22 protein-coding genes are annotated in these 21,309 nt (G+C 69.8%); 12 read left to right on the top strand and 10 right to left on the bottom strand.

All coding sequences use genetic code 11. From position 1 onward, the window contains the following. Positions 1-162: 162 nt before the first annotated feature. Positions 163-1,485: an MFS transporter gene (locus tag AB0K11_RS07910; protein WP_364974400.1), complete on the bottom strand. Its 1,323-nt coding sequence runs from the start codon at positions 1,483-1,485 to the stop codon at positions 163-165. A gap of 27 nt (positions 1,486-1,512) precedes the next feature. Here AB0K11_RS07910 and AB0K11_RS07905 point away from each other — a divergent pair, with 27 nt between their 5' ends. From AB0K11_RS07905 to AB0K11_RS07890, 4 genes are all read left to right on the top strand, one after another. Next, the gene (locus AB0K11_RS07905; protein ID WP_364974398.1) at positions 1,513-2,475 is read left to right on the top strand and encodes a helix-turn-helix domain-containing protein; all 963 of its coding nucleotides are present in this window, start codon (positions 1,513-1,515) and stop codon (positions 2,473-2,475) included. Positions 2,476-2,501: 26 nt separating this feature from the next. Further along, complete coding sequence (locus AB0K11_RS07900; RefSeq protein ID WP_364974396.1) at positions 2,502-3,053, top strand: gamma carbonic anhydrase family protein; 552 nt, start codon at positions 2,502-2,504, stop codon at positions 3,051-3,053. 119 nt (positions 3,054-3,172) lie between these two features. Further along, positions 3,173-4,318 carry an SDR family NAD(P)-dependent oxidoreductase gene (locus tag AB0K11_RS07895; protein ID WP_364974394.1) on the top strand — a complete coding sequence of 382 codons (1,146 nt, stop codon included), beginning with the start codon at positions 3,173-3,175 and terminating at the stop codon, positions 4,316-4,318. Continuing rightward, positions 4,318-5,064: a lysostaphin resistance A-like protein gene (locus AB0K11_RS07890; protein WP_364974392.1), complete on the top strand. Its 747-nt coding sequence runs from the start codon at positions 4,318-4,320 to the stop codon at positions 5,062-5,064. The genes AB0K11_RS07895 and AB0K11_RS07890 overlap by 1 nt, the downstream gene beginning before the upstream one ends. Here AB0K11_RS07890 and tet(V) read toward each other — a convergent pair. Together tet(V) and AB0K11_RS07880 are read right to left on the bottom strand one after the other, a co-directional pair. After that, complete coding sequence (gene tet(V), locus AB0K11_RS07885) at positions 5,041-6,357, bottom strand: tetracycline efflux MFS transporter Tet(V) (RefSeq protein ID WP_364974389.1); 1,317 nt, start codon at positions 6,355-6,357, stop codon at positions 5,041-5,043. The genes AB0K11_RS07890 and tet(V) overlap by 24 nt on opposite strands. A gap of 82 nt (positions 6,358-6,439) precedes the next feature. Then, on the bottom strand, positions 6,440-7,243 hold the full coding sequence (locus AB0K11_RS07880; protein WP_364974387.1) for an enoyl-CoA hydratase: 804 nt from the start codon (positions 7,241-7,243) through the stop codon (positions 6,440-6,442). A gap of 111 nt (positions 7,244-7,354) precedes the next feature. On the opposite strand from AB0K11_RS07880, the gene AB0K11_RS07875 reads away from it, so the two are divergent. Genes AB0K11_RS07875 through AB0K11_RS07865 form a run of 3 tightly spaced genes read left to right on the top strand, consistent with a single transcriptional unit; the run spans position 7,355 to position 10,272 of the window. After that, the gene (locus tag AB0K11_RS07875) at positions 7,355-8,446 is read left to right on the top strand and encodes a CaiB/BaiF CoA-transferase family protein (RefSeq protein WP_364974384.1); all 1,092 of its coding nucleotides are present in this window, start codon (positions 7,355-7,357) and stop codon (positions 8,444-8,446) included. A 55-nt stretch (positions 8,447-8,501) separates the two neighbouring features. Further along, complete coding sequence (locus AB0K11_RS07870) at positions 8,502-9,266, top strand: 3-hydroxyacyl-CoA dehydrogenase (protein WP_364974381.1); 765 nt, start codon at positions 8,502-8,504, stop codon at positions 9,264-9,266. Between the two features lie 4 nt (positions 9,267-9,270). Next, positions 9,271-10,272, top strand: a complete 1,002-nt coding sequence (locus AB0K11_RS07865; protein WP_364974378.1) for a nitronate monooxygenase family protein — start codon at positions 9,271-9,273, stop codon at positions 10,270-10,272. Positions 10,273-10,362: 90 nt separating this feature from the next. Here the strand turns inward: AB0K11_RS07865 and AB0K11_RS07860 are convergent, their stop codons facing one another. From AB0K11_RS07860 to AB0K11_RS07850, 3 genes are all read right to left on the bottom strand, one after another. Then, positions 10,363-10,485: a hypothetical protein gene (locus AB0K11_RS07860; protein ID WP_264011340.1), complete on the bottom strand. Its 123-nt coding sequence runs from the start codon at positions 10,483-10,485 to the stop codon at positions 10,363-10,365. Between the two features lie 118 nt (positions 10,486-10,603). Continuing rightward, positions 10,604-10,897 (bottom strand): hypothetical protein, encoded by a 294-nt coding sequence (locus AB0K11_RS07855; RefSeq protein WP_364974375.1) that lies wholly within the window; start codon positions 10,895-10,897, stop codon positions 10,604-10,606. 95 nt (positions 10,898-10,992) lie between these two features. Next, complete coding sequence (locus AB0K11_RS07850) at positions 10,993-13,743, bottom strand: LuxR C-terminal-related transcriptional regulator (RefSeq protein ID WP_364974373.1); 2,751 nt, start codon at positions 13,741-13,743, stop codon at positions 10,993-10,995. A gap of 193 nt (positions 13,744-13,936) precedes the next feature. On the opposite strand from AB0K11_RS07850, the gene AB0K11_RS07845 reads away from it, so the two are divergent. The 4 genes from AB0K11_RS07845 to AB0K11_RS07830 are packed head-to-tail and all read left to right on the top strand — an operon-like array spanning position 13,937 to position 17,987. Then, the gene (locus AB0K11_RS07845) at positions 13,937-16,213 is read left to right on the top strand and encodes an MMPL family transporter (protein WP_364974369.1); all 2,277 of its coding nucleotides are present in this window, start codon (positions 13,937-13,939) and stop codon (positions 16,211-16,213) included. A gap of 1 nt (position 16,214) precedes the next feature. Next, complete coding sequence (locus AB0K11_RS07840) at positions 16,215-16,910, top strand: TetR/AcrR family transcriptional regulator (protein WP_364974366.1); 696 nt, start codon at positions 16,215-16,217, stop codon at positions 16,908-16,910. Beyond that, entirely contained in the window at positions 16,894-17,523 is a 630-nt protein-coding gene (locus AB0K11_RS07835; protein ID WP_364974363.1) for a class I SAM-dependent methyltransferase, read from the top strand. Before AB0K11_RS07840 ends, AB0K11_RS07835 begins: the two co-directional genes overlap by 17 nt. A 2-nt stretch (positions 17,524-17,525) precedes the next feature. Next, positions 17,526-17,987 carry an SRPBCC family protein gene (locus AB0K11_RS07830; protein ID WP_364974361.1) on the top strand — a complete coding sequence of 154 codons (462 nt, stop codon included), beginning with the start codon at positions 17,526-17,528 and terminating at the stop codon, positions 17,985-17,987. On the opposite strand, the gene AB0K11_RS07825 is transcribed toward AB0K11_RS07830, so the two are convergent. Continuing rightward, complete coding sequence (locus AB0K11_RS07825; RefSeq protein WP_364974358.1) at positions 17,984-18,697, bottom strand: NAD-dependent deacylase; 714 nt, start codon at positions 18,695-18,697, stop codon at positions 17,984-17,986. The two genes, AB0K11_RS07830 and AB0K11_RS07825, sit on opposite strands and share 4 nt — an antisense overlap. 36 nt (positions 18,698-18,733) lie before the next feature. Here AB0K11_RS07825 and AB0K11_RS07820 point away from each other — a divergent pair, with 36 nt between their 5' ends. Then, positions 18,734-19,099 (top strand): GntR family transcriptional regulator, encoded by a 366-nt coding sequence (locus AB0K11_RS07820; RefSeq protein ID WP_364976679.1) that lies wholly within the window; start codon positions 18,734-18,736, stop codon positions 19,097-19,099. 2 nt (positions 19,100-19,101) lie between these two features. Here the strand turns inward: AB0K11_RS07820 and AB0K11_RS07815 are convergent, their stop codons facing one another. From AB0K11_RS07815 to AB0K11_RS07805, 3 genes are read right to left on the bottom strand one after another with little or no spacing between them, the layout of a single operon-like run. Then, entirely contained in the window at positions 19,102-19,941 is an 840-nt protein-coding gene (locus AB0K11_RS07815) for a class I SAM-dependent methyltransferase (protein WP_364974355.1), read from the bottom strand. A gap of 14 nt (positions 19,942-19,955) precedes the next feature. Continuing rightward, on the bottom strand, positions 19,956-20,477 hold the full coding sequence (locus tag AB0K11_RS07810; protein ID WP_364974353.1) for a DUF1697 domain-containing protein: 522 nt from the start codon (positions 20,475-20,477) through the stop codon (positions 19,956-19,958). Continuing rightward, entirely contained in the window at positions 20,474-21,298 is an 825-nt protein-coding gene (locus AB0K11_RS07805; RefSeq protein WP_364974351.1) for a class I SAM-dependent methyltransferase, read from the bottom strand. Before AB0K11_RS07805 ends, AB0K11_RS07810 begins: the two co-directional genes overlap by 4 nt. Between the last annotated feature and the right edge of the window lie 11 nt (positions 21,299-21,309).

Raw genomic sequence — 21,309 nt, 5'->3', positions numbered from 1 at the left:
GCTCGTCAGAACGCCCTCCCCGATGGGCGGAGATGTCCGGCTACCGGTTCGGCGCCGTCTCGTAGGGTAAAGCCACGAATTGGTAACGGCCAAGTCGAGGTCGAGGGTTGGCGGCCTCCTTCCAACGCCGAAACCCGCCCTGAGCACGGGTTCAGGAGATCGTTACGTCGGATGTGTCACAGTCCGCCGGATACCCAGGCACAGCACCGCCGCCACCCCGCACAGACCGGCCGCCAAGAAGAAGGCGGTGTCGTAGTTGCCGTTGAGGTCGCGCAGCCAGCCCGCGCCTGCCGCCGCGACCGCCGCGCCCAGCTGATGGGAGGCGAACACCCAGCCGAACACCACGGGTGTGCGGGCCCCGAAGTACTCGCGGCACAGCACGATCGTCGGTGGCACGGTGGCCACCCAGTCCAGGCCGTAGAAGATGACGAACACCCAGGTACCCGGCTCGGTGTGCGGCGCGAGCAGCGACGGCAGCAGCAGCAGCGACACCCCACGCCCGGTGTAGTAGACGACCAGCAGCAACCGCGGGTCGACCCGGTCGGTCAGCCAGCCGGAGAACACGGTGCCCGCGACGTCGAGCACGCCGATCGTGGCGAGCAGACCGGCCGCCACGGTGGTCGGCATGCCGTGGTCGTTGGCCGCCGGGATGAAGTGCGTGCCGATCAGGCCGTTGGTCGTCATGCCGCAGATCGCGAAGCTCGACGCCAACAACCAGAACGCCGGCACCCGCGCACCGATCGCCAGCCCCTCGAACGCCGCACGGAAGCCGCTCCCCGGAACCGGCGCCTGCCGGGCCGCAGCCGTCGCGCCGTACGGCAGCAGCCCCTTGTCCTGCGGCGCATTGCGCATGAACGCGACGACCAGCGGCACCACCGCGAGTGCGGCCCCGGCCACGATCAGCGACGCCCACCGCCAGCCGTGCGCCGTCGTCACCGCGGCGACGAGCGGTAGGAAGACGAGCTGGCCGGTCGCGCTCGCGGCGGTCAGCACGCCCGTGACGAGCCCGCGGCGGGCATCGAACCAGCGGGTGGCGACGGTGGCGACGAAGCCCATCGAGATCGCGCCGGTGCCGACACCGACCAGCACGCCCCACAGCAGCACCAGCTGCCAGCTCGCCGTCATCGTCACCGACAGCGCAGAGCCCGTCGCGATGAGCAGCAGCGCACCCGTCAGCACGGGGCGCACACCGAGTCGGTCCATCAGCGCCGCCGCGAACGGCGCCGTCAGCCCGAACAGCGTCATGTTCACCGACATCGCCAGGCCGACGGTCCCGTGCGTCCAGCCGAACTCCTGGTGCAGCGGATTCATCATCACGCCCGGCACCGAGCGGAAGCCCGCGGCGCCCAGCAGGGCGACGAAGCTGACGGCCGCCACCACCCACGCCCAGTGCACGCGGCTGGCCGTGCCGGGTCGCGCTGTCACAGTCACCTGGCCACTCTCACCCGGCCGGCGAACGGCGGCCAGTGGCAAGAATGACACCATTCGTCAAAAACATGCCAAGATTGCCCGGTGCACCGGATCGCCGTCCTGCTGCTGCCACCCGTGATCGGCTTCGACGCCGCGATCGCGCCGACGCTGTTCGGCGCCGCCGCAGGTCCCGGCGGAGAACCCCTCTACGAGGTGATCACCTGCGGACTCACCGCGGGCCCGGTGCCGTCGACCACCGGGTTCGCCGTCGTCCCGACCGCAGGCCCGGAGGTGCTTGCCACCGCGGACACCGTGGTGATCCCGGGCACCCGGTACCCGGCGGTCCGGGTCGACGGCGTGCTGCCGCCCGAGGCGAGGCAGGCACTGGCGGCCATCCCGCCCGGAGCGCGCCTGGTCTCGATCTGCACCGGAGCGTTCGTCCTCGCGGCGGCGGGCCTGCTCGACGGCCGCCCCGCGACCACCCACTGGCAGCACGCCGACGAGTTGCGGCGGCTCTACCCGGCCGTCGACGTCGACGAGAACGTGCTCTACGTCGATGACGGCGACGTGCTCACCTCGGCCGGGCTGGCCGCGGGCATCGACCTGTGCCTGCACCTCATCCGCACCGACCACGGCGCCGCGGTCGCCAATGCGGTGGCCCGGCACTGCGTGGTCCCGCCGTGGCGCGAAGGCGGGCAGGCGCAGTTCATCGAGCGTCGCGACGACGACGCGGCCGCCGGGGGAGTGTCGACGGCGGCCACCCGGGAGTGGGCGCTGCGCCGGCTCGACGAGCCGCTGACCCTGCAACGTCTCGCCCGGCACGCGCACATGAGCCCGCGCACCTTCATTCGACGATTCCGCGAGGAGACCGGCCAGGCGCCGGGCGCGTGGGTGCGGGGCCGCCGCGTCGACCGTGCCCGCGAACTGCTCGAGTCCGAGGACCTCCCGGTCGACGAGGTGGCCCGGCTGTCCGGCCTCGGATCGGGCGGAAACCTGCGGCATCATCTGCGCCGCGGCGTCGGGATGTCACCGACCGGCTACCGCAAGGTCTTTCGGGGTTCCTGACCACGTCACCGCGATCGGCTCCTACGATGTCGGCCATGTCGCAGCCGCTGATCCTGGCCCTACGCGGGCACACCCCGAAGCTGCACGCCGAGTCGTGGATCGCCCCGAACGCCGCGGTGATCGGGCAGGTGTCCCTGGCAGCCAGGGCCAGCGTCTGGTACGGCGCCACCTTGCGGGCCGAGGTGGAACCGATCGAGATCGGATTCGGATCCAACATCCAGGACGGCGTCACCGTGCACTGCGACCCCGAGTTCCCGGTGTGCATCGGCTCGGCGGTGAGCGTCGGCCACAACGCCGTGCTGCACGGGTGCACGATCGATGAGGGCTGCCTGATCGGCATGGGCGCGGTGATCCTGAACGGCGCGCACATCGGCGCCGGCTCGCTGGTGGCCGCCAGTGCACTGATCCCCCAGGGTGCGGTCATCCCGCCCAGGTCGCTCGTGACGGGCGTGCCCGGCAAGGTGCGACGCGAGCTCAGCGACGCCGAGGTCGCCGCCAACCGCTACAACGCCGAGGTCTATCAGCGGCTCATCGACCATCACCGCGGAGCCACCGTGGTCAGCCCGGCGCCGGAGTAACGGGCCGATCCCCGGCCGGCGCAACGGTTCTCGCGGGCACGGTGAACGTTGTGCGCCGCGTCACAGTGACCCCCCGCACCTCAGGGTTCCCGACGCTGCGCTCCGGGTACAGGCCTACGGTGAGCAACATGCGGATCCTGGTCACCGGCGCCACCGGCTATGTCGGATCGCGGCTGGTGAGCGCCCTCGTCGAACAGGGCAACAAGGTCGTGGCCGCCACCCGCAATCCCGACCGGCTGGCGACGTTCGGCTGGCACGCCGATGTCACCGGTGTCTCCCTCGACGCGGGGGACCCCGCATCGGTCAAGCAGGCGCTGGCCGACGCCGGACCCATCGACGTCATCTACTACCTGGTGCACGGCATCGGCCAACCCGACTTCCGCGACGCCGACAACCGCGCCGCGGCCAACGTCGCGGCCGCCGCCCGGGACGCCGGCGTCAAGCGCATCGTGTACCTCGGCGGCTTCGTGCCGACCGACGACACGCTGTCCGAGCACCTGGCCAGCCGCGCCGAGGTGGCGGAGGCGCTGAACATCGAGGGCGGCGCCGACGTCGTGTGGCTCGGCGCGGCGATCATCATCGGCGCCGGATCGACGTCCTTCGAGATGCTGCGCTACGTCGGTGACCGGTTCCTGGTCATCCCGCTGCCGAAGTGGGCGGCCAACCCGATCGACCCCATCTCGATCCGCGACGCGCTGCACTACCTGGTGGCCGCCGCGGACACCGACCGGGTCCCTGCCGGCGCCTACGACATCTCCGGACCGGAGACCACCACCTACGGCGAACTGCTGACGAAGTACGCGCGCATCGCCGGCAAGTGGCGGGCGCCGCTGCCGGTCCGCGGCATCGACACCTCGATCGTCTCGAAGGTCACCGGCCTGGTGCTGCCCGTGCCGGGCGGTCTGGCCGGCGATCTCGTTGAGTCCCTTGACCACCCGATGACAGCGTCCGGCGACGGGCTGCGCGACCTGGTGCCCGACCCGCCGGGCGGACTCACCTCGGTCGACGAGGCGATCACCCTCTCACTGGCCAAACAACGTCCGCGTCCGGTCAACGCGCTCGCCGACGTCCACCAGCTGGCCGACACCGATCCGGATTGGGCCGGCGGTGACGTCCAACGGATCACCCAACTGATCCGCCCGTTCACGCTGCCTATCGCCCGGCCGGCGCTCGGACTGCTCGGCGCCGTACCCGGCCCGGTGGCCGCGGCGGTGCGCACCGGCCTGGACACCGTCATCGCCCTCGCCCCGAAGGTGGGCCACTGATGACCGAGGTGTCGACGAAGTCCTGCGACGAACGCAGCGGCTTCTTCTCCGAGGCCCGCCGCATCCTCACCGGCACTGCCGAACCGCACAACGAGGGACCGGGCACCATCCGCCGGCGGCGGATCTTCGTGGCGATCTTCGTGGTCGGCGGATTCGTGCTGCTTGGCTATTCGTTGCGGCTACCCCCTGGCGACCCGGCGTTCTACTGGTTCACGATGGGGCTGGCGGCGTGGTGGATTGTGGGCGCCTTCGTCTCCGGCCCGGTTCACCTGGGCCGCATCTGTTTTCGCGGACGCAATCAACGGCCCGTGATCACCGGCACCGCGATCGGCCTGGTGCTCGGCGGCGCATTCGTGGTCGGCGGCCTGGTCGCGCGCGAGATCCCCGCGGTCCGTGACTACATCGTGCAGGTGCTCGAATTCGCGAACCAGGGTTCACTGCCGGTGATCGTCGCGATCACCGTGATCAACGGCCTGGCCGAGGAGATCTTCTTCCGCGGCTCGATGTACTCGTCTCTGGGCAAGCGGAACAACGGGTGGTTCGCGTTCATCGTGACGACGCTCGTCTACGTGGTCGTCACCGGTGTCAGCACGCAGAACCCGATGCTGGCGTTCGCGGCCATCATCCTCGGCACCATCTGCGCGTTCGAGCGCCGCGCGACCGGCGGTGTGCTCGCCCCGATGCTCACCCACTTCTTCTGGGGTCTGGTGATGGTGCTCGCGCTACCCCCGATCTTCGGCGTCTGACGCAGCGGGCGTCTCACGCAGCGGGTTGGCCACCTCGTCGCGCGGCATCCGGGCCGCGCACACGGCGACCACCGCCAGCAGCACCGGCACCACACCGGAGACCCAGAAGATGGTCTGCATCGACACCACCTTCGACAGCGGGCCGACGATCGCGAACGACAGCGGCATGAACGCCAGGGACACGAAGAAGTCCAGGCTCGACACCCGACCCAACATGTGCCGGGGTACCCGCCGTTGCAGCACCGTGCCCCAGATGACCAGTCCCGCACCGTCGGTCACGCCGATGACGAACGTCGCGGCAGCCATCACCGGAAACGACGAGGTGGTGCCGATGACCACGAGCGGAATCGAGCCGACGCTCCACATCGCCATCATCACGGTGAGGTAGCGCCGCGGCAGGCGCCGCGAGGACACCGCGAGCGCGCCGATCGCGCTGCCCACCCCGAAGAACGCCAGCACGAAGCCGTACATGCGGGCGCCGTCGGCGAAGCGGTCCGCGACGATGAACGGCAGCAGCACCTCGATCGGACCGAGCACCACGAGCACGAACAGGCTGGCGAACAACAGCGTCCACAGCAGCCACGGCGTGGCGACCATGAAGACGAACCCGTCGCGCAGGTCGCGCAGCATCTGCGGCTTCTCGCCGACGGAGTCCTCGACGGCCCTGGTCGCCGGACGGGTTGCGACGAGCAGCAGCAGGCCCAGCGCGAACAGTGCCGCGACCACGACGGCGCCGACCGACGGGAACGTCGCACCGATCACCAGGCCCGCCACCGCCGGCCCGACCGATCGCTGGAACACCGGCCGCACCACGCCTTCGACGCCGTTGGCCGCGAGCAGCTGTTCGGCGGGCAGGATCCGCGGCAGGATCGCGCTGTAGGCGGGGAAGAAGAACGCCGCGGCGATACCGAGGACGGCCGCGGCCACCGCGAGATGCCAGATCTGCAGCGCGCCGAGCAGTCCCAGCGCAGCGACCGTGGCGACTGCCGCGAAGTTCACGGCTGCGACGGCAATGATGATGGCGCGCTGAGAGATTCGGTCGGCGGCGATGCCGCCGACCAACACGAACGCCACCAGGCCGCCTGCTAGGCAGGTCGCCACCAGTGACAGCGACGCCGGATCGTCGTCGATCGAGATGACCTGCAGCGCCATCACCACCGTCCACATGCCCTCGGCGAAGATGGACAGCGAGACCGCCGCGATCAGCAGCCGGTACTCGCGGGAGCGGAAGGGTGCGAGCACGCGCCAGCCGCCGGCAGGCGCCGGCTGCTCGAGATCGAACTGAGTGCTCACACCGTCGATGGTCGCCGACCGGTTGGCCCTTGGTCCAACGATTTTCGGCCGGTCAGCCGCGCGGAACCCGCGGGAGGTGTGGCTAGCTGTCGGTGAACTGCGCCGACCGGCGCTGCTGGAACGCCCTTGTGCCCTCGCGGAAGTCGTGCGAGCCCAGCAACTGGAGCTGTCCCTCGCTCTCCCGGTCGAATGCGCCGTCGAGTTCGGTGAGCGTGGCGGCGTTGATCGCCTGCTTGGTCTTGCGCAGCGCGACGGCGGGTCCCGCCACCAGGATCGCGAGCACCCGGTCGACCTCGGTCTCGAAGTCGTCGGCGGGGTGCACCCCGCTGACGAGTCCGAACTCGTGGGCCTCGGTGGCGGAGAGCCGTTCGGCCAGCAGCGCCATCCGCATCGCCCGGATCCGGCCGATCGCGGCGGCCACCAGTGCCGACGCGCCGCCGTCGGGCATCAGCCCGATCTTGGTGAAGGCGAGCAGGAAGAAGGCCTTCTCCGAGGCGAGCACGATGTCGCACGCCAGCGCGAGCGACACCCCCACGCCCGCCGCGGGCCCGTGCACGGCGGCCACCACCGGTTTGGGCAGCGCCACGATCGCGGCCACCGCGCGGTTGGCGGCGTCGAGCACCGCCTTGGCGTCGTGGCCGTCAGCGGTCTGGTCGTTCTCGCTGATGCCCGCGCCGGAACTGAAGCCGCGGCCCGCGCCACCGAGCCTGACCACCCGGACGGCGGGATCGGCGGCCGCCTGGGTCAGGGCGTCGGCGATGCCCTCGAGCATCTCCGCGGTCAGCGAGTTGAGGCTGTCCGGCCTGTTCAGAGTGATCGACAGGACGCCGTCTCGCGGGACGACCGTGAGGTCGTCGAGGCTCACATACGTTTCGGTGGAGGTCATATCGGCACCAGTCCCGGTAGGCGTTTCGACGGGTCGACGACCCGCGATCACTGGAGAAGGTTATACAAGTAAGCTATGTCGGCGGTCAACCACAGGTGAAGGGCGGTAAGCATGTCGGGTCCACTGCAGGGATTGCGTGTCGTCGAGTTGGCCGGTATCGGCCCGGGGCCACATGCCGCCATGATCCTCGGCGATCTGGGCGCCGACGTGGTGCGCGTCGAACGGCCGGGTAAAGGGCCGGGCATCCCGACCAAGGGCCGCGACCATCTGCTCCGGAACCGGCGTTCGGTGTCCGCGGACCTCAAGAGCGACGAGGGGCGCGACCTGGTGCTGCGGTTGATCGCCAAGGCCGACGTGCTGATCGAGGGCTTCCGGCCCGGCGTCACCGAACGGCTCGGCCTGGGGCCGGATGACTGCGCAAAGGTCAACGACCGCCTCATCTACGGACGCATGACCGGCTGGGGGCAGAACGGTCCGCGCAGCCAGCGGTCCGGCCACGACATCAACTACATCTCCCTCAACGGCGTGCTGCACGCCGTCGGCCGTGCCGGTGAGCGGCCGGTGCCGCCGCTGAACCTGGTCGGCGACTTCGGCGGCGGTTCGATGTTCCTGCTCGTCGGCATCCTGTCCGCGCTCTGGGAGCGGGAACGCTCGGGCAAGGGCCAGATCGTGGACGCCGCGATGGTCGACGGATCCAGCGTGCTGGCGCAGATGATGTGGGCGTTCCGGTCGATGGGGATGTGGAGCGACGAGCGCGGGGTCAACATGCTCGACACCGGTGCGCCGTACTACGACACCTACACCTGCGCGGACGGCCGCCACGTCGCCGTCGGCGCGATCGAGCCGCAGTTCTACGCCGAACTGCTGGCCAAGCTCGGCCTCGACGCCGCCGACCTGCCCGACCAGAACGACATGGGCCGTTGGCCCGAACTGCGCGAGGTGTTCACCAAGGCCTTCGCCGCCCACGACCGCGATCACTGGGCGAAGGTGTTCGCCGACAGCGACGCGTGCGTCACGCCGGTGCTGAGCTTCGCCGAGGTCGAGGACGAGCCGCACAACACCGAGCGCGACACCTTCTACCGGGAGGACGGCTCGCTCTACCCCGCGCCCGCCCCGCGGTTCTCTCGCACCGCACCCGATCTGCCTAAGCCGCCGGGAGCCCCCGGAGCGGACACCGAGTCCGTGTTGAGCGACTGGGTATAGTCCCCAACCAACCAGTAGGTCGGCGACACTGGCCGGCCGGAGAGGAAGTACATCAGTGGAGATCAAGGACGCCGTAGCCGTCGTCACCGGCGGGGCATCGGGCCTGGGCCTGGCAACCGCGAAGCGACTGCTCGACGCGGGCGCACAGGTGGTCGTGCTGGACCTGCGCGGGGAAGAGGCCGTCGCCGACCTCGGTGACCGCGCCACCTTCGTCGAGACCAACGTGACCGACGAGGCCGCCGTCGCCAAGGCGCTCGACGTCGCCGAATCGCTCGGCCCGGTGCGGATCAACGTGAACTGTGCGGGCATCGGCAGCGCGATCAAGACCCTCGGCAAGGACGGGCCCTTCCCGCTCGACGTGTTCAAGAAGACCATCGAGGTCAACCTGATCGGCACGTTCAACGTGCTGCGGCTGTCGGCCGAGCGGATCGCCAAGACCGAGCCGCTGGCCGGCAAGAACGGCGACGAGCGCGGCGTCATCGTCAACACCGCCTCGGTCGCCGCGTTCGAGGGTCAGATCGGCCAGGCCGCGTACTCGGCGTCCAAGGGCGGCGTGGTCGGCATGACGCTGCCGATCGCGCGCGACCTGTCGCGCAGCCTGATCCGGGTCTGCACCATCGCACCGGGCCTGTTCAAGACGCCGCTGCTGGGCTCGCTGCCCGAGGAGGCGCAGAAGTCGCTCGGCCAGCAGGTGCCGCACCCGGCCCGCCTCGGTGACCCCGACGAGTACGGCGCGCTTGCCGTGCACATCGTGGAGAACCCGATGCTCAACGGCGAGGTCATCCGCCTCGACGGCGCCATCCGCATGGCCCCGAGGTGATCGCATGACTCTGAACACGAAGTTCACCGAGACATTCGGCATCGAACATCCCATCGTGCAGGGCGGCATGCAGTGGGTCGGCCGCGCCGAACTGGTGGCGGCCGTCGCCAATGCCGGGGCGCTGGGGTTCCTGACCGCGCTGACCCAGCCGACGCCCGCGGACCTGGCCAAGGAGATCGACAAGACCCGCGAGCTCACCGACAAGCCGTTCGGCGTCAACCTGACGATCCTGCCGACGATCAACCCGCCGCCCTATGACGAGTACCGCCAGGTGATCGTCGATGCCGGCATCAAGATCGTCGAGACCGCGGGGTCCAACCCGGCGCCGCATCTGCCGATGTTCCACGACAACGGCATCAAGGTGCTGCACAAGTGCACCTCGGTGCGGCACGCGGTGAAGGCGCAGAGCCTCGGCGTCGACGGCATCAGCATCGACGGGTTCGAGTGCGCGGGCCATCCCGGCGAGGACGACATCCCCGGCCTGATCCTGATCCCGGCCGCGGCGGCCAAGATCGACATCCCGATGATCGCGTCGGGCGGGTTCGCCGACTCCCGCGGCCTGGTGGCGGCACTCGCGCTGGGTGCCGACGGCATCAACATGGGTTCACGGTTCATGTGCACCGTCGAGTCGTCGATCCATCAGAACGTCAAGGAAGCCATCGTCGCCGGCACCGAGCTCGACACCGAGCTGATCTTCCGGCCGCTGCGCAACACCGCCCGCGTGGCGAGCAACGCGGTGTCACGCGAGGTCGTCGAGATCCTCAACAACGGCGGCCAGTTCCCGGACGTCAAGGATCTGGTGGCCGGCGTGCGGGGCAACAAGGTCTACGAGCTCGGCGACCTCGACGCAGGCATCTGGTCGGTGGGCACGTCGATGGGCCTGATCAACGACATCCCGACCTGCGGGGAACTGGTGTCGCGGTTGGTCGCGGAGGCCGAGGAGCTGATCACCGACCGGTTGGCCGGAATGGTCACCTCGGGTCGAGAACAAAAAGTGCCCGCCTGAGGCTCCACGGGTCATCGTGAGATGACCAGGGGTGCCCCGGCGGGCAGCAAAGGCTGACGGGTGACACGCGCGCCGATCAGGCGCGCGTGGTCACACGGCTTGGGCCAGGTCGTCCAGTTGCTCCGAGGTGTCGCCCTCTACGAGGAAGTCCCCGTGGTAGAGCGCCTCGAAGTCGACCTTGATGACATCGGCACTGGTGTCGTCGATCCACATGACACTGAGCGTATGGGTCACCATTAAGAGTTCTTTGAGTCACGGTTCGGAAAATGGTGGCAATCCTACTTCTCGGTAGGTTTCTGGCCAGTAGGTCCCGTGAGGTGGATCGGGTTGGTCACCAGGAGCTGAGACGGGCGTCGACATCGGTGCTCAACCGCGCGACCGGGATGCCGGCACGGGCACACACCTCGCTGACGACCTCCGGCGCGTCGGCGGTGAACACGCCGTAGAGCACTTCGTCGGTCGGTACGGCCAAGGTCAGCAGCAGTTGCACCGACTTGCCCTCGGACGCCATCGCGGCGGTCGCGGCGTCCAGCTCGCCCAGCAGGTCCTCGACTCCCGGCCGGGTCATCTCGGGCCGGTACCACTCGGCGAGGAAACAGCAGAGATGCGGTGCTGAGGCGCCCATACCACTCAAATTAGTGTCGGTTCCCCGCGTTCGAATCGGGCGTTTCCCTAATCTTGAACAGGGTGTTTTCGATGGAAAGTACCCAGGTGGGAGGCCTATGAGCCGCCCATCAGCCGCCCCAGTTCGGCCCGTGACCGGATGCCGAGCTTGCGGTAGACGCGTCCCAGGTTGTGCTCGACGGTCTTCGGGCTGATGAACAGGGCGGCGGCGACGTCTCTGTTCGTCATGCCCGAGGCGGCCAGTTCGGCGACGCGCCTCTCGGACGGCGTGAGCGCGGCCTGCCCGCCGGGCCCGACGTTGGTGCGGGCCAGTTCGGCGCGGGCCCGGGCAGCCCACAGCGGCGTGCCGAGCGATTCGAAGGTCCGCAGGGCCTTCCGCAGCGTGCCTGCCGCCAGGTCCTTCTGACGCAATCGGCGCTGCAGCTGGCCCAGCAGAAGCTCGGTGCGGGCCCGCTCGAACGGCATCGGCAGCCGGTCATGCTCGGTCAGCGCCTGCCGCGCCGTCCGCTCCGCCGCCTCCACGTCGCCCATCGCGGCCTGCATCATGGCGCGGCAGCGGCCGCCGACGGCGAGGATCCACGGGCGGTCGTGGGCCCGGCCGTTGCGCTCCATCTCCGTCACCATCGGCTCGGCCTCATCGAGGCGACCCAGCGCGGCCATCGCCTCGACGGCATCGGGGACGTGCATCGAGGACATGATCTCTGTGCCCGGGATCCGGTCGAACATCGCGATCAACGGGGCCATGGCCGTGAGCGCCTCGGCGTAATTGCCCTGCGACACCTCGATGAAGCCGAGCGTCATCAACGGCCACTCCGTCATCCGCACCGCCTCGCACTCCACGGCGCACTCGTAGGCGGCCTTGGCGTCGGCGCGGGCCTCCTCGAAGCGACCCAGATAGGAGTAGGCGGCCGCCCGCACGGTCTGCGGGATCACCAGCACCGAATCGCCGCCGAGCTGTTCGGCCCGCTCGACGGCCTCCTCGGCGTATCCCGCGGCCTCCTCGAAGCGTCCGCGCCAGATGCTGATCAGCGTGCTCCAGCCGGCGATGGCCATCAGATCGCTCTCCGCGCCCCGCTCGTCGCACCGACGGCGGGCCTCGGCGATGAGCACGGCGGCCTCGTCGAGCCGGCCGATGTGGGCCATCGACAGCGCGTTGACGACGTGGGCGCGGAACGGGATGGGGCCGTTGTAGTCGAGGTTCTCCAACTCGACGGCGCGACGGAGGGCGGCCTCGTCGAAGGGCTGCCCGAACTGCAGGCCGGCATGCACCTGCAGCGCCAGCGCTTGGCTCAGCAGTGCCGGGCGGCCGATCTCCTCGGCGATGCGCACGGCGTCGCTCGCGGCGCGGGTGGAGGCGTCGACGTCGCCCGCCATGCCGCGGGCCATGCTGAGCAGCAGCAGGGTGCGCAGCCGTAGCTTCGGGATGTCGCCTGCCGCTTCGAGCGCCTGGTCGAGAAGCTGTGCGGCGAGTGCGAATCGGTTGTCGTAGATGCGCAGACCGGCCCGCAGGATCAGCGCCATGGCGAGGATCGGCCCCGGCGGCAGCCGCTCGATCGTGGGGTCGAGGTGTTCGACGGCGCGGTCGGTGCTGCCGGCCTCGAAGTGGTGTTCGGCCGCACGCAGCCGGCGCACCGGGTCGTCGCCGCCGAGCCGGAACGCCATCTCGAGGAGCTCCGCTGCGGCCGCGGGCGCGCCCCGCCGCCGCGCCACCTCGGCCGCGTCGTCGAGCGCCTGCAGAGTCGCCGGATCCTCGCTGACCGCGGCCAGCGCCAGGTGTCGCGCCTTGAGCTCCGGCTCGGTGACGATCTGCGCCAGCGTGCGGTGCATCCGGCGACGGTCCGGGCGGCCGGCATCGGTGTAGACGCTGTGCGCAAGCAGCGGATGGGCGAACCGCACGCGGGAGCCCTCGATCGTGATGATGCCGTTGGTCTCGACGTCTTCGAGCACGTCGAGCACCCGCTCGGCACTGTTGCCGGTCGCCTCGGCCAGCAGCTCGATCGACGGCTGGGCGCTACAGGCCGCGGCGAGCAACACCCGGCCGGCGTCACGGTCGAGCCGGCCGATGCGATTGCGCATCAGCTCCGCGAGACCGGCGGGCAGCTCGCCGTCGGCCCGTGGGAGCCCGTCGGAGGCCCGCGCCAACTCGAGCGCATAGAACGGGTTGCCTCGGGAGATCTCGGCGATGCGGACCAGCGTCGGCCTAGGAAAGGTCCGGCCGAGCCGCTCCGCCAGCAGTTGATGCAGACCGCCCAGGCTCAACGGGCTCACCCGGTGCCGTCGCATGGCGTCGGGCCGGCTCAGCCGCAGCCACGACAGTGCGTCGGGCTCGTCGGCATCGGTGCGCGCCGTGACGAGGATCCCGACCGGTCCGGAGAGCCGGCGCGCGGCGTAGGTGAGGACCGCCCTGGTCGACGCGTCGAGCCATGGCACGTCGTCGACCGCCACCAGCACCGGCGCGTCGGCCGTCATCGTCTCGACCGCGGAGACGAACGCGGCGGCCACCGCACGCTGATCGGTGCTCGGCCCGGTGTCGTCGCCGCGCAACAACACCCGGTCGATCGCGATGCGCTGCAGCTCGGGGAGCCGGTCGATGACCGCGGCCGGTACGTCGCGCAGCAGATCGGCCAGAGCCGCGTAGGCCAGCGATGATTCGCTCTGTACGGCGCGCGCGGACAGCACCTGGAATCCGGTGGTGCGCGCCCGGTCCTCCACACCCAGCCACAGGGTGGTCTTCCCGATGCCCGCCTCACCCTCGATGCCGAGGCCCGATGGTTGCTCGGAGGCGGCGGTGAGGAAGTCGGCGACGACGCGAGAGTCACCCGCGCGGCCGACGACTGAGGTGGTCACGGGCGAATCATCGCAGGCGGGAATACAGTAGGCACCCCGAACGGCCTTTGTTTGCCCGATCGGGCGATTCGGGTGCGGTGACGGGGTTGGTCCCGGCGCGGACGGCAATCCTGCGGCCGGGGCGTTGACGTCTCGGGTTACCGTTGTTAAGTTAGCGCCGGTAAGTCCGTATTCGGGTCTGGAGGACGCGACGATGCTGCAACGAATCGCCGAGCTGGCCATCGCCGCACCCCGCCGCATTCTCGTCATCGCCGCACTCGTGATGGTCGCAGCCGGAGTCTTCGGCATCCCGGTGGCCAAGAACCTGTCCGCCGGTGGTTTCCAGGATCCGGACTCCGAATCGGCCAGAGCCACCGCGGTGCTGGTCGACAAGTTCGACCGCGGCGACATGGACCTCGTCATCAGCGTCACCTCCGAGGCGGGCGCGCGTGACGCCGCAGCCCGCGCCGCCGGAGACGACATCGTCCGCGCACTGGAGGCCTCGCCCGAGGTCGGCCAGGTCAGCTCGGCGTGGACCGCGCCACCTGCCGCCGCGTCGGCCCTGGTGAGTGAGGACGGTCGCACCGGCCTGATCATCGCCGGAATCACCGGGGGCGAGAGTGACGCGCAGAAACATGCCAAGGCGCTGGTCGAACAGGTGGTGCACGACCGCGACGGTGTCGTGGTGCGGGCCGGTGGCGAGGCGATGACCTACGTCCAGGTGAACGGGCAGAGCGAGAAAGACCTGCTCCTGATGGAGTCGATCGCGATCCCGCTCAGCTTCCTGGTGCTGCTGTGGGTGTTCGGCGGCGTGTTCGCCGCGACGCTGCCGCTGATCGTCGGCGCCTTCGCGATCCTGGGCACGATGGCCGCGCTGCGGACCGTCACCCTGTTCACCGACGTGTCGATCTTCGCGCTGAATCTCTCGATCGCCATGGGTCTGGCGATCGCCATCGACTCCACGCTTCTCATCATCAGCCGCTACCGCGACGAACTCGCCGAGGGCGCCGACCGGGACCGCGCGCTGGTGCGCACCATGGTGACGGCAGGCCGCACCGTGCTCTTCTCGGCGATGACGGTCGCGCTGTCGATGCTCGCGATGGTGCTGTTCCCGATGTACTTCCTGAAGTCGTTCGCCTACGCCGGTATCGCGGTGGTGGTCTTCGCCGCGACCGCAGCACTGGTGGTGGCGCCCGCGGCGATCGCGCTGCTGGGCGATCGCATCGACTCCCTCGACGTGCGGCGCGGCCTGAGGCGGATACTGTGCCGGCCCGAGCCGGTCCCGCGGCCGGTCGAGGAGACCTTCTGGTACCGCTCGACGAAGTTCGTGATGCGCCGCTCAGTCATCATCGGCCTGGCCGTCGTCACGCTTCTGCTCCTGCTCGGGGCGCCGTTCCTCGGCATCAAGTGGGGATTCCCCGACGACCGCGTGCTGCCCGAGTCGGCCTCGGCGCGCCAAGTGGGTGACGAGCTGCGCAACGGCTTCGCGGTCGACTCGGCCGCCAACGTGACGGTGGTCCTGCCAGACGCCACCGGCGTCACACCCGAGCAGTTCGACCGCTATGCCGCCGCCCTGTCGCAGGTGCCGCAGGTCGCCTCGGCGTCCGCACCGGGTGGCACGTTCGTCGACGGTGCACCGGTCGGGGCGCCTGCGGCATCGACCGGAATGCGGGACGGCGCCGCCTATCTCACCGTCACGAGCGAGGCGCCGCTGTTCACCGCGGCGTCCGACGCGCAGCTCGACGCACTGCGAGCGGTGGCGCCGCCCGAAGGCAAGCCGGTGCAGTTGACCGGTGTCGCGGCGATCAACCGCGACAGCTCGGAATCGATCACGTCCCGGCTGCCGCTGGTGCTCGGTGTCATTGCCGCGGTGACATTCGTGCTGCTGTTCCTGCTCAGCGGCAGCGTGGTGATACCGCTGAAAGCGTTGCTGCTCAACGTCATCTCGTTGTCCGCCGCGTTCGGCGCGCTGGTGTGGATCTTCCAGGAAGGCCATCTCGGCGCGTTCGGCACCACGCCGACCGGAACCCTGGTCGCCAACATGCCGGTGCTGATGTTCTGCATCGCCTTCGGCCTGTCGATGGACTACGAGGTCTTCCTGGTCTCCAGGATCAGGGAGTACTGGCTGGCATCACCCGGAAGGACAGCCGAGGACAACGACGAGGCCGTGGCGCTCGGACTGGCCCGCACCGGCCGTGTCGTCACGGCTGCGGCGCTGGTCATGTCGATCAGCTTCGCCGCACTGATCGCCGCGCAGGTGTCCTTCATGCGGATGTTCGGGGTGGGCCTCACCCTGGCGGTGCTCGCCGATGCCACGCTGGTGCGGATGCTGCTGGTGCCGGCGTTCATGCATGTGCTCGGCCGGTGGAACTGGTGGGCGCCCGCGCCGCTGGTCCGGTTGCACGAGCGCATCGGCATCAGTGAGTCGGCGCCCGAGCGCGCTGCGGGGGCCGACGACCGGCCACGGCTCGCCGTGTCGGACACTGGGTGACGTGAGCGGGCCGACCGGGGTGAAGCGTCGCCGGGCCCCACGCGGGTCCGGCGAACACCTGCGTGAGGAGATACTCGACGCCACCACCGATCTGCTGCTGGAGACGGGGCACGCCAAGGCGGTGTCGATCCGCTCCGTGGCGCAGCGCGTCGGCGTCACCGCGCCGTCGATCTATCTGCACTTCGCCGACAAGGATGCGCTCCTGGATGCGGTGTGCGCCCGCTACTTCGAGAAACTCGACGAGGAGATGCAGCGGGTGTCGGCCGATCAGCCGTCGGCCATCGACGTGCTGCGGGCCCAGGGCCTGGCCTATGTCCGGTTCGCCACCGAGACCCCTGAGCTGTACCGCATCGCGACGATGGGGGAGGGCCGCCCGGGCAGCGACGTCGACGTGACACTCAACAGTTCGGCGTTCGTCCACATGCGCGGTTCGATCGAAGCGCTGATCGCCGAGGGCATCTACCCGCCGGGTGACCCGACCATGCTGGCGCTGGAACTGTGGACGGCCGCCCACGGGGTGGCGGCGATGCTGATCTCACGGCCGTATCTGCCGTGGGGCGACGTCGAGGCATTCGCCGACCGCGTGCTGCGGGCGGTGTGTTGCGGCCACATCATGTCGACGATCATCGATGTCGAGACGCCACCGCAGCAGACGATAGCGCTGATGAAGGAGATGGCCGATGAGCGAACTCGTTGACAATCCGTTCTTCGCACGGGTGTGGACCGCCATGTCCGGACACGAACCGGAGACCGTTCGCCGGCTGCGTACGGAGAATCTGGCCGGGTTGACCGGCCGGGTGCTCGAGGTGGGTGCAGGCACCGGCACCAATTTCGCGCACTACCCGCCGGGGGTGGCGGAGGTCATCGCACTCGAACCCGAACACCGGCTCGCCGAAACCGCCCGCGAGGCGGCCGCGCACGCACCGGTCCCCGTCACCGTCACCGCCGACGCCATCGAGGACTTCGCGGCCCGCGAGCCGTTCGACGCGGTGGTGTGCTCACTGGTGCTGTGCTCGGTCGATGATCCGGACGGTGTTCTGCGACAGCTGTATTCGTTGCTGCGTCCGGGCGGGGAGCTGCGCTACCTCGAACACGTCGCAGGTACCGGCATACGGGCGCGGCTGCAGCGGCTCGCCGACGCCACAGTGTGGCCGCGGCTGCTCGGGAACTGTCACACCCACCGCGACACCGAATCGTCGATCGTCGGCGCGGGATTCCGTGTCGACGGCGCGCGACGCGAATGGGCGCTACCGGCCTGGGCGCCGTCGCCGGTCGCCGAAGTGGCGCTGGGCCGGGCAGTCCGGGACTGACCATGAGCTGGTGGCGTGCGCGCTCGGAGTGGACGCTGACCGAGTGGGTGCCCACCGATCCTGCCACGATGCGAGCCTTCTACACGGACCTGACGAACCTGCCGACGGTTCACCCGCTGATCCTGGCGGTGCGCGAGGTCGCACCCGGGCACTGGCGCGTTCAGGAGCGGAACACGCTCGGTCCGTTGTCGTTTCGCACGTCGTACACGGCGAATCTGCGCGTCGGTGCTGAAGGCGACGTGGTCGGTGAGTCACAGGCGCACCTCGGTGTGCGACTCCGTGACGTCGTGAGTTTCGATGCCGTCGACAACGGCACCCGGATCGTCGAGCGGGTGCGGATCGTCGCACCGCGCCCGTTGATCGGCTATGCGCACCGCGAAGCGGTGAGAGCGCACGAGGAGATGCTCGCGGCCATGCGCCGCCACTTCGAGCAGCGCTCGAGCGGGCCTGCCGCCACGCCCTAGCGCAGTAGTTGCGGCAGCCGCTGCAACAGGTTGGGCAGCGCGCCGGCCGCCGATTCGCGCAGGCTGACGGTCGCGGCGTCGGACAGCGGGGTGCGCTCCGGATTGACCTCCACCACCGCCGTGCCGTTGGCCAGCGCCATCTCGGGGAGCCCGGCGGCCGGGTAGACGATCGACGACGTGCCCACCACGATCACCACGTCCGCGGCGTTGACCGCGGCCACCGACCGCTGCCACGCGTCCTCGGGCAGCGCCTCGCCGAACCACACCACATTCGGGCGGATCAGCCCGCCGCACGGACACTGCGGCGGATCCACCGACTCCACCGGTTCGGGCATCGCGGGCACCACACCCTCGAACTGCCCGCCACACGCGGCGCAACGGAATTCGAACAGGCTGCCGTGCAGGTGGTAGACGTTGCGGCTACCTGCCCGCTCGTGCAGGTTGTCCACGTTCTGGGTGACGACGTGCACGTCGGCGTAGTCCTGCCACGCCGCGACCGCGCGGTGGCCGTTGTTCGGTTCCACGGCGTCCATCATGTGGTGGCGCCACAGGTACCACGCCCAGACCTTCTCGGGATGGTTCGCCCAGCCGTGGGCGCTGGAGATCTCGTAGGGGTCGACCTTGGCCCACAGACCCGTCTCGACGTCGCGGAACGTCGGCACGCCACTCTCGGCCGAGATGCCGGCCCCGCTGAGCACCGTCACTTGCACATGACCAAAGTAGCGGCTGTGAGCAATACTGGGCACGTGGCCGAATTGGGGGATTGGGTGCGGATCGACGCGCAAGCAGCACGGCCACTCTTCGACCAGCTCAGGCAGCAGATCATCGACGGTGTCCGTGAAGGCGGGCTGCCTCCGGGCACCCGGCTGCCCACCGTGCGCGAACTCGCCGGTCAGCTCAACCTGGCCGTCAACACCGTGGCCCGCGCCTACCGCGAACTGGAAGCCGCGGGCATCCTCGAAACCCGGGGCAGGTTCGGCACATTCGTCGCCAGGGTGGACCCCGCCGACACCGTGATGGCGACCGCGGCACACACCTTCGTGGCGACGGCGCGGGCACTCGGCGTCGACAAGACCGAAGCGCTGCGCTACGTCGAGTCGGCCTTCGACTAGCGCTAGCCGAACTCGAGCAGCGTCGTCACCGGACGCACCGAGTCGAACGCGGGCAATCGCTGCGCCGTCCAGGCCAGGGCGTTGAGCAGCCGCCCACGGCCCTCCGGAATCGGCACGTCGTGCACCGCGCGCACGCCCGGCACCGTGTCGGCCAGTTCGGCGGCCTGCGACACCGTCAGGCTGAACGGCATCGGCGGCACCTTGTAGCGCGTCGACGTCCGCAGGCCCCGGCGGGTGATCGCCGCGAACCACGGCGGCGGCAGGTCGAACATCATCTGGCCGCCGGGGAACCGGGTGGCGCAGGCGTTGATCAGACCCATCGCGTCCGACGGCGGCAGGTACATCAGCAGGCCCTCGGCCGTGACGAACACGCCGTCGGAGTCGTCCACCGCGTCCATCCACGAGTAGTCCAGCGCTGACTGCGCCAGCATCCGCACCCGGTCCGACGGCGGCAGCAGCTTCTCGCGCAGCGCGATCATCGGTGGCAGATCGACGGTGAGCCAACGAAAGTCGTGGCCCACCCCGGCGGCGTCCAGCCGGTGGAAGCTGGTCTGGAACCCCTCCGCGAGGGCCACCACCGTCGCCTTCGGGTGGTCGACGAGGTAGCGACGGGTGTAGGTGTCGAAGGTCTTCGCGCGCAGTGCCATGTCCTGGCGGCGGGTGAAGCCGAACTTGGCGAAGTCGAAGTCGATCGAGTCGACGAGCCGCACGGCCATCGGATCGTCGATCAGGGAGTCGGGGCGCCTGGCCTCGTGTGCCCGGACCTGCAGGGTCAGCAGGGCCGTCTCCGAGACATCCTTCAGGGCGCTGGCGTCGACCTTCGGGGTAGGTGTGCCTGTCACCTACGCGAATGTACTCACCTCAACACTTTGTCCAGCGTGCGGAGATTGCGGGTGGTCGTCGACGACTTGTACCGCTTCCTGCCCATCGTCTTGCCCATCGCGCTGTGCAGCGTCGCCGAGCGGGGCACCTGCCAGTAGACGACGCCGTCACCGCGGGCGATCTTCTCGTCGGGCCCCGGGTCGTCGGCCAGTAGGGCCAACTCGTCGAGCACGTCGGCATCGCTGACGAATGTGACGTACGAGTGGTGCCCGTCGACCTCGCGCTCGAACGGGTACGCCTCGGAGATGGCCGCCACCGTGCCGAGGTCGTAGGCCAGGACCCAGGCGTCGTAGCCGAACGCGTCGCGCAGCGCCTTCTCGGCCTTCGCGCGGACCCCGCCGACCGCGGCTGGGCTGTCGAAGACGACATTGCCGCTCGCCAGAATGGTTCGCACAGAACTGAATCCGGCATCGGTGAAGACGCGTTTCACGTCGGCCATCTTCAGGGTCACCCCGCCGACGTTCACTCCGCGAAGGAACGCGGCGTAGCGGGTCACCCGCCGAACTCCAGCAGCGTGATACTCGGCCGGTTGCGGCGGTGAAACCCGAGCCGGTCCAGGGCCGGCCAGAACAGCACGTTGAACAGTCCGCGGCCGCGCGGCATGGCGACGTCGCGGGCCGCGCGCCCGCCGGGAATGCGTCCGGCCAGGGCGACACCGTCGTCGGCGGTGAGCGCGAACGGCATCGGCGGTGTGACGTAGCGGTCCGACAGCTTCAGCCCCTTCAGCGTGCGGCGGCTGAGCCAGTGCGGGATCGAGTCGAACATCATCTGCCCGCCCGGGAAGCGCGCCGCGCAGTCGCGGAGGAGGTCGAGCACGTCGCCGGGCTCGAGGTACATCAACAGGCCCTCGGCGGTGATGAACACCCCCCGCGACGCGTCGACCCGGTCCATCCAGCTGCGGTCCAGCGCCGACTGGGCCAGCTCGACGATCCGGTCGTCCCGCGGGAGCAGCTGCTCGCGCAGCGCCATCACCGGGGGCAGATCGACCGAGTACCACCTCACGTCGTCCGCGACGCCGCGGCGGTCCAGGCGCCAGAAACTGGTCTGCAGTCCTTCGGCGAGCGCCACCACCGACGCGCCGGGGTGGGCGCGCAGATAGGCGGCCGTCGCGTCGTCGAACGCGCGGGCCCGCAGCCCGTGCGACTGGTTGGGCTTGCCGAATTTGCGGTAGTCGTAGTCGATGGCGTCCAGCAGCGTCACCGCCCACGGGTCGCGGATCACGCCGTCGGACCGCTTGGCCTCGGAGCCGCGGTTGTGCAGCGTCCACAGGGTGGTGGCCGAAACGCCGTCCAAAGTGTTGCCGTCGATCGCCGTCATCAGATCGATGG

Origin of the sequence: Mycobacterium sp. NPDC050551, from assembly GCF_040674075.1 — a bacterium.
Classification (GTDB): domain Bacteria; phylum Actinomycetota; class Actinomycetes; order Mycobacteriales; family Mycobacteriaceae; genus Mycobacterium.
Note: the sequence above shows the minus strand (reverse complement) of the source record. Positions and strands in the feature narration are given on the sequence as shown.

Bases quoted from the DNA above. Each gene is read 5' to 3' on its own strand.
- AB0K11_RS07890 (WP_364974392.1), top strand. From the start codon at position 4,318: ATGACCGAGGTGTCGACGAAGTCCTGCGACGAACGCAGCGGCTTCTTC.
- AB0K11_RS07880 (WP_364974387.1), bottom strand. From the start codon at position 7,243: ATGACCTCCACCGAAACGTATGTGAGCCTCGACGACCTCACGGTCGTC.
- AB0K11_RS07855 (WP_364974375.1), bottom strand. From the start codon at position 10,897: ATGGGCGCCTCAGCACCGCATCTCTGCTGTTTCCTCGCCGAGTGGTAC.
- AB0K11_RS07910 (WP_364974400.1), bottom strand. From the start codon at position 1,485: ATGGTGTCATTCTTGCCACTGGCCGCCGTTCGCCGGCCGGGTGAGAGT.
- AB0K11_RS07860 (WP_264011340.1), bottom strand. From the start codon at position 10,485: ATGTGGATCGACGACACCAGTGCCGATGTCATCAAGGTCGACTTCGAG.
- AB0K11_RS07835 (WP_364974363.1), top strand. From the start codon at position 16,894: ATGAGCGAACTCGTTGACAATCCGTTCTTCGCACGGGTGTGGACCGCC.
- AB0K11_RS07830 (WP_364974361.1), top strand. From the start codon at position 17,526: ATGAGCTGGTGGCGTGCGCGCTCGGAGTGGACGCTGACCGAGTGGGTG.
- AB0K11_RS07805 (WP_364974351.1), bottom strand. From the start codon at position 21,298: ATGACGGCGATCGACGGCAACACTTTGGACGGCGTTTCGGCCACCACC.
- AB0K11_RS07875 (WP_364974384.1), top strand. From the start codon at position 7,355: ATGTCGGGTCCACTGCAGGGATTGCGTGTCGTCGAGTTGGCCGGTATC.
- AB0K11_RS07865 (WP_364974378.1), top strand. From the start codon at position 9,271: ATGACTCTGAACACGAAGTTCACCGAGACATTCGGCATCGAACATCCC.
- AB0K11_RS07845 (WP_364974369.1), top strand. From the start codon at position 13,937: ATGCTGCAACGAATCGCCGAGCTGGCCATCGCCGCACCCCGCCGCATT.
- AB0K11_RS07900 (WP_364974396.1), top strand. From the start codon at position 2,502: ATGTCGGCCATGTCGCAGCCGCTGATCCTGGCCCTACGCGGGCACACC.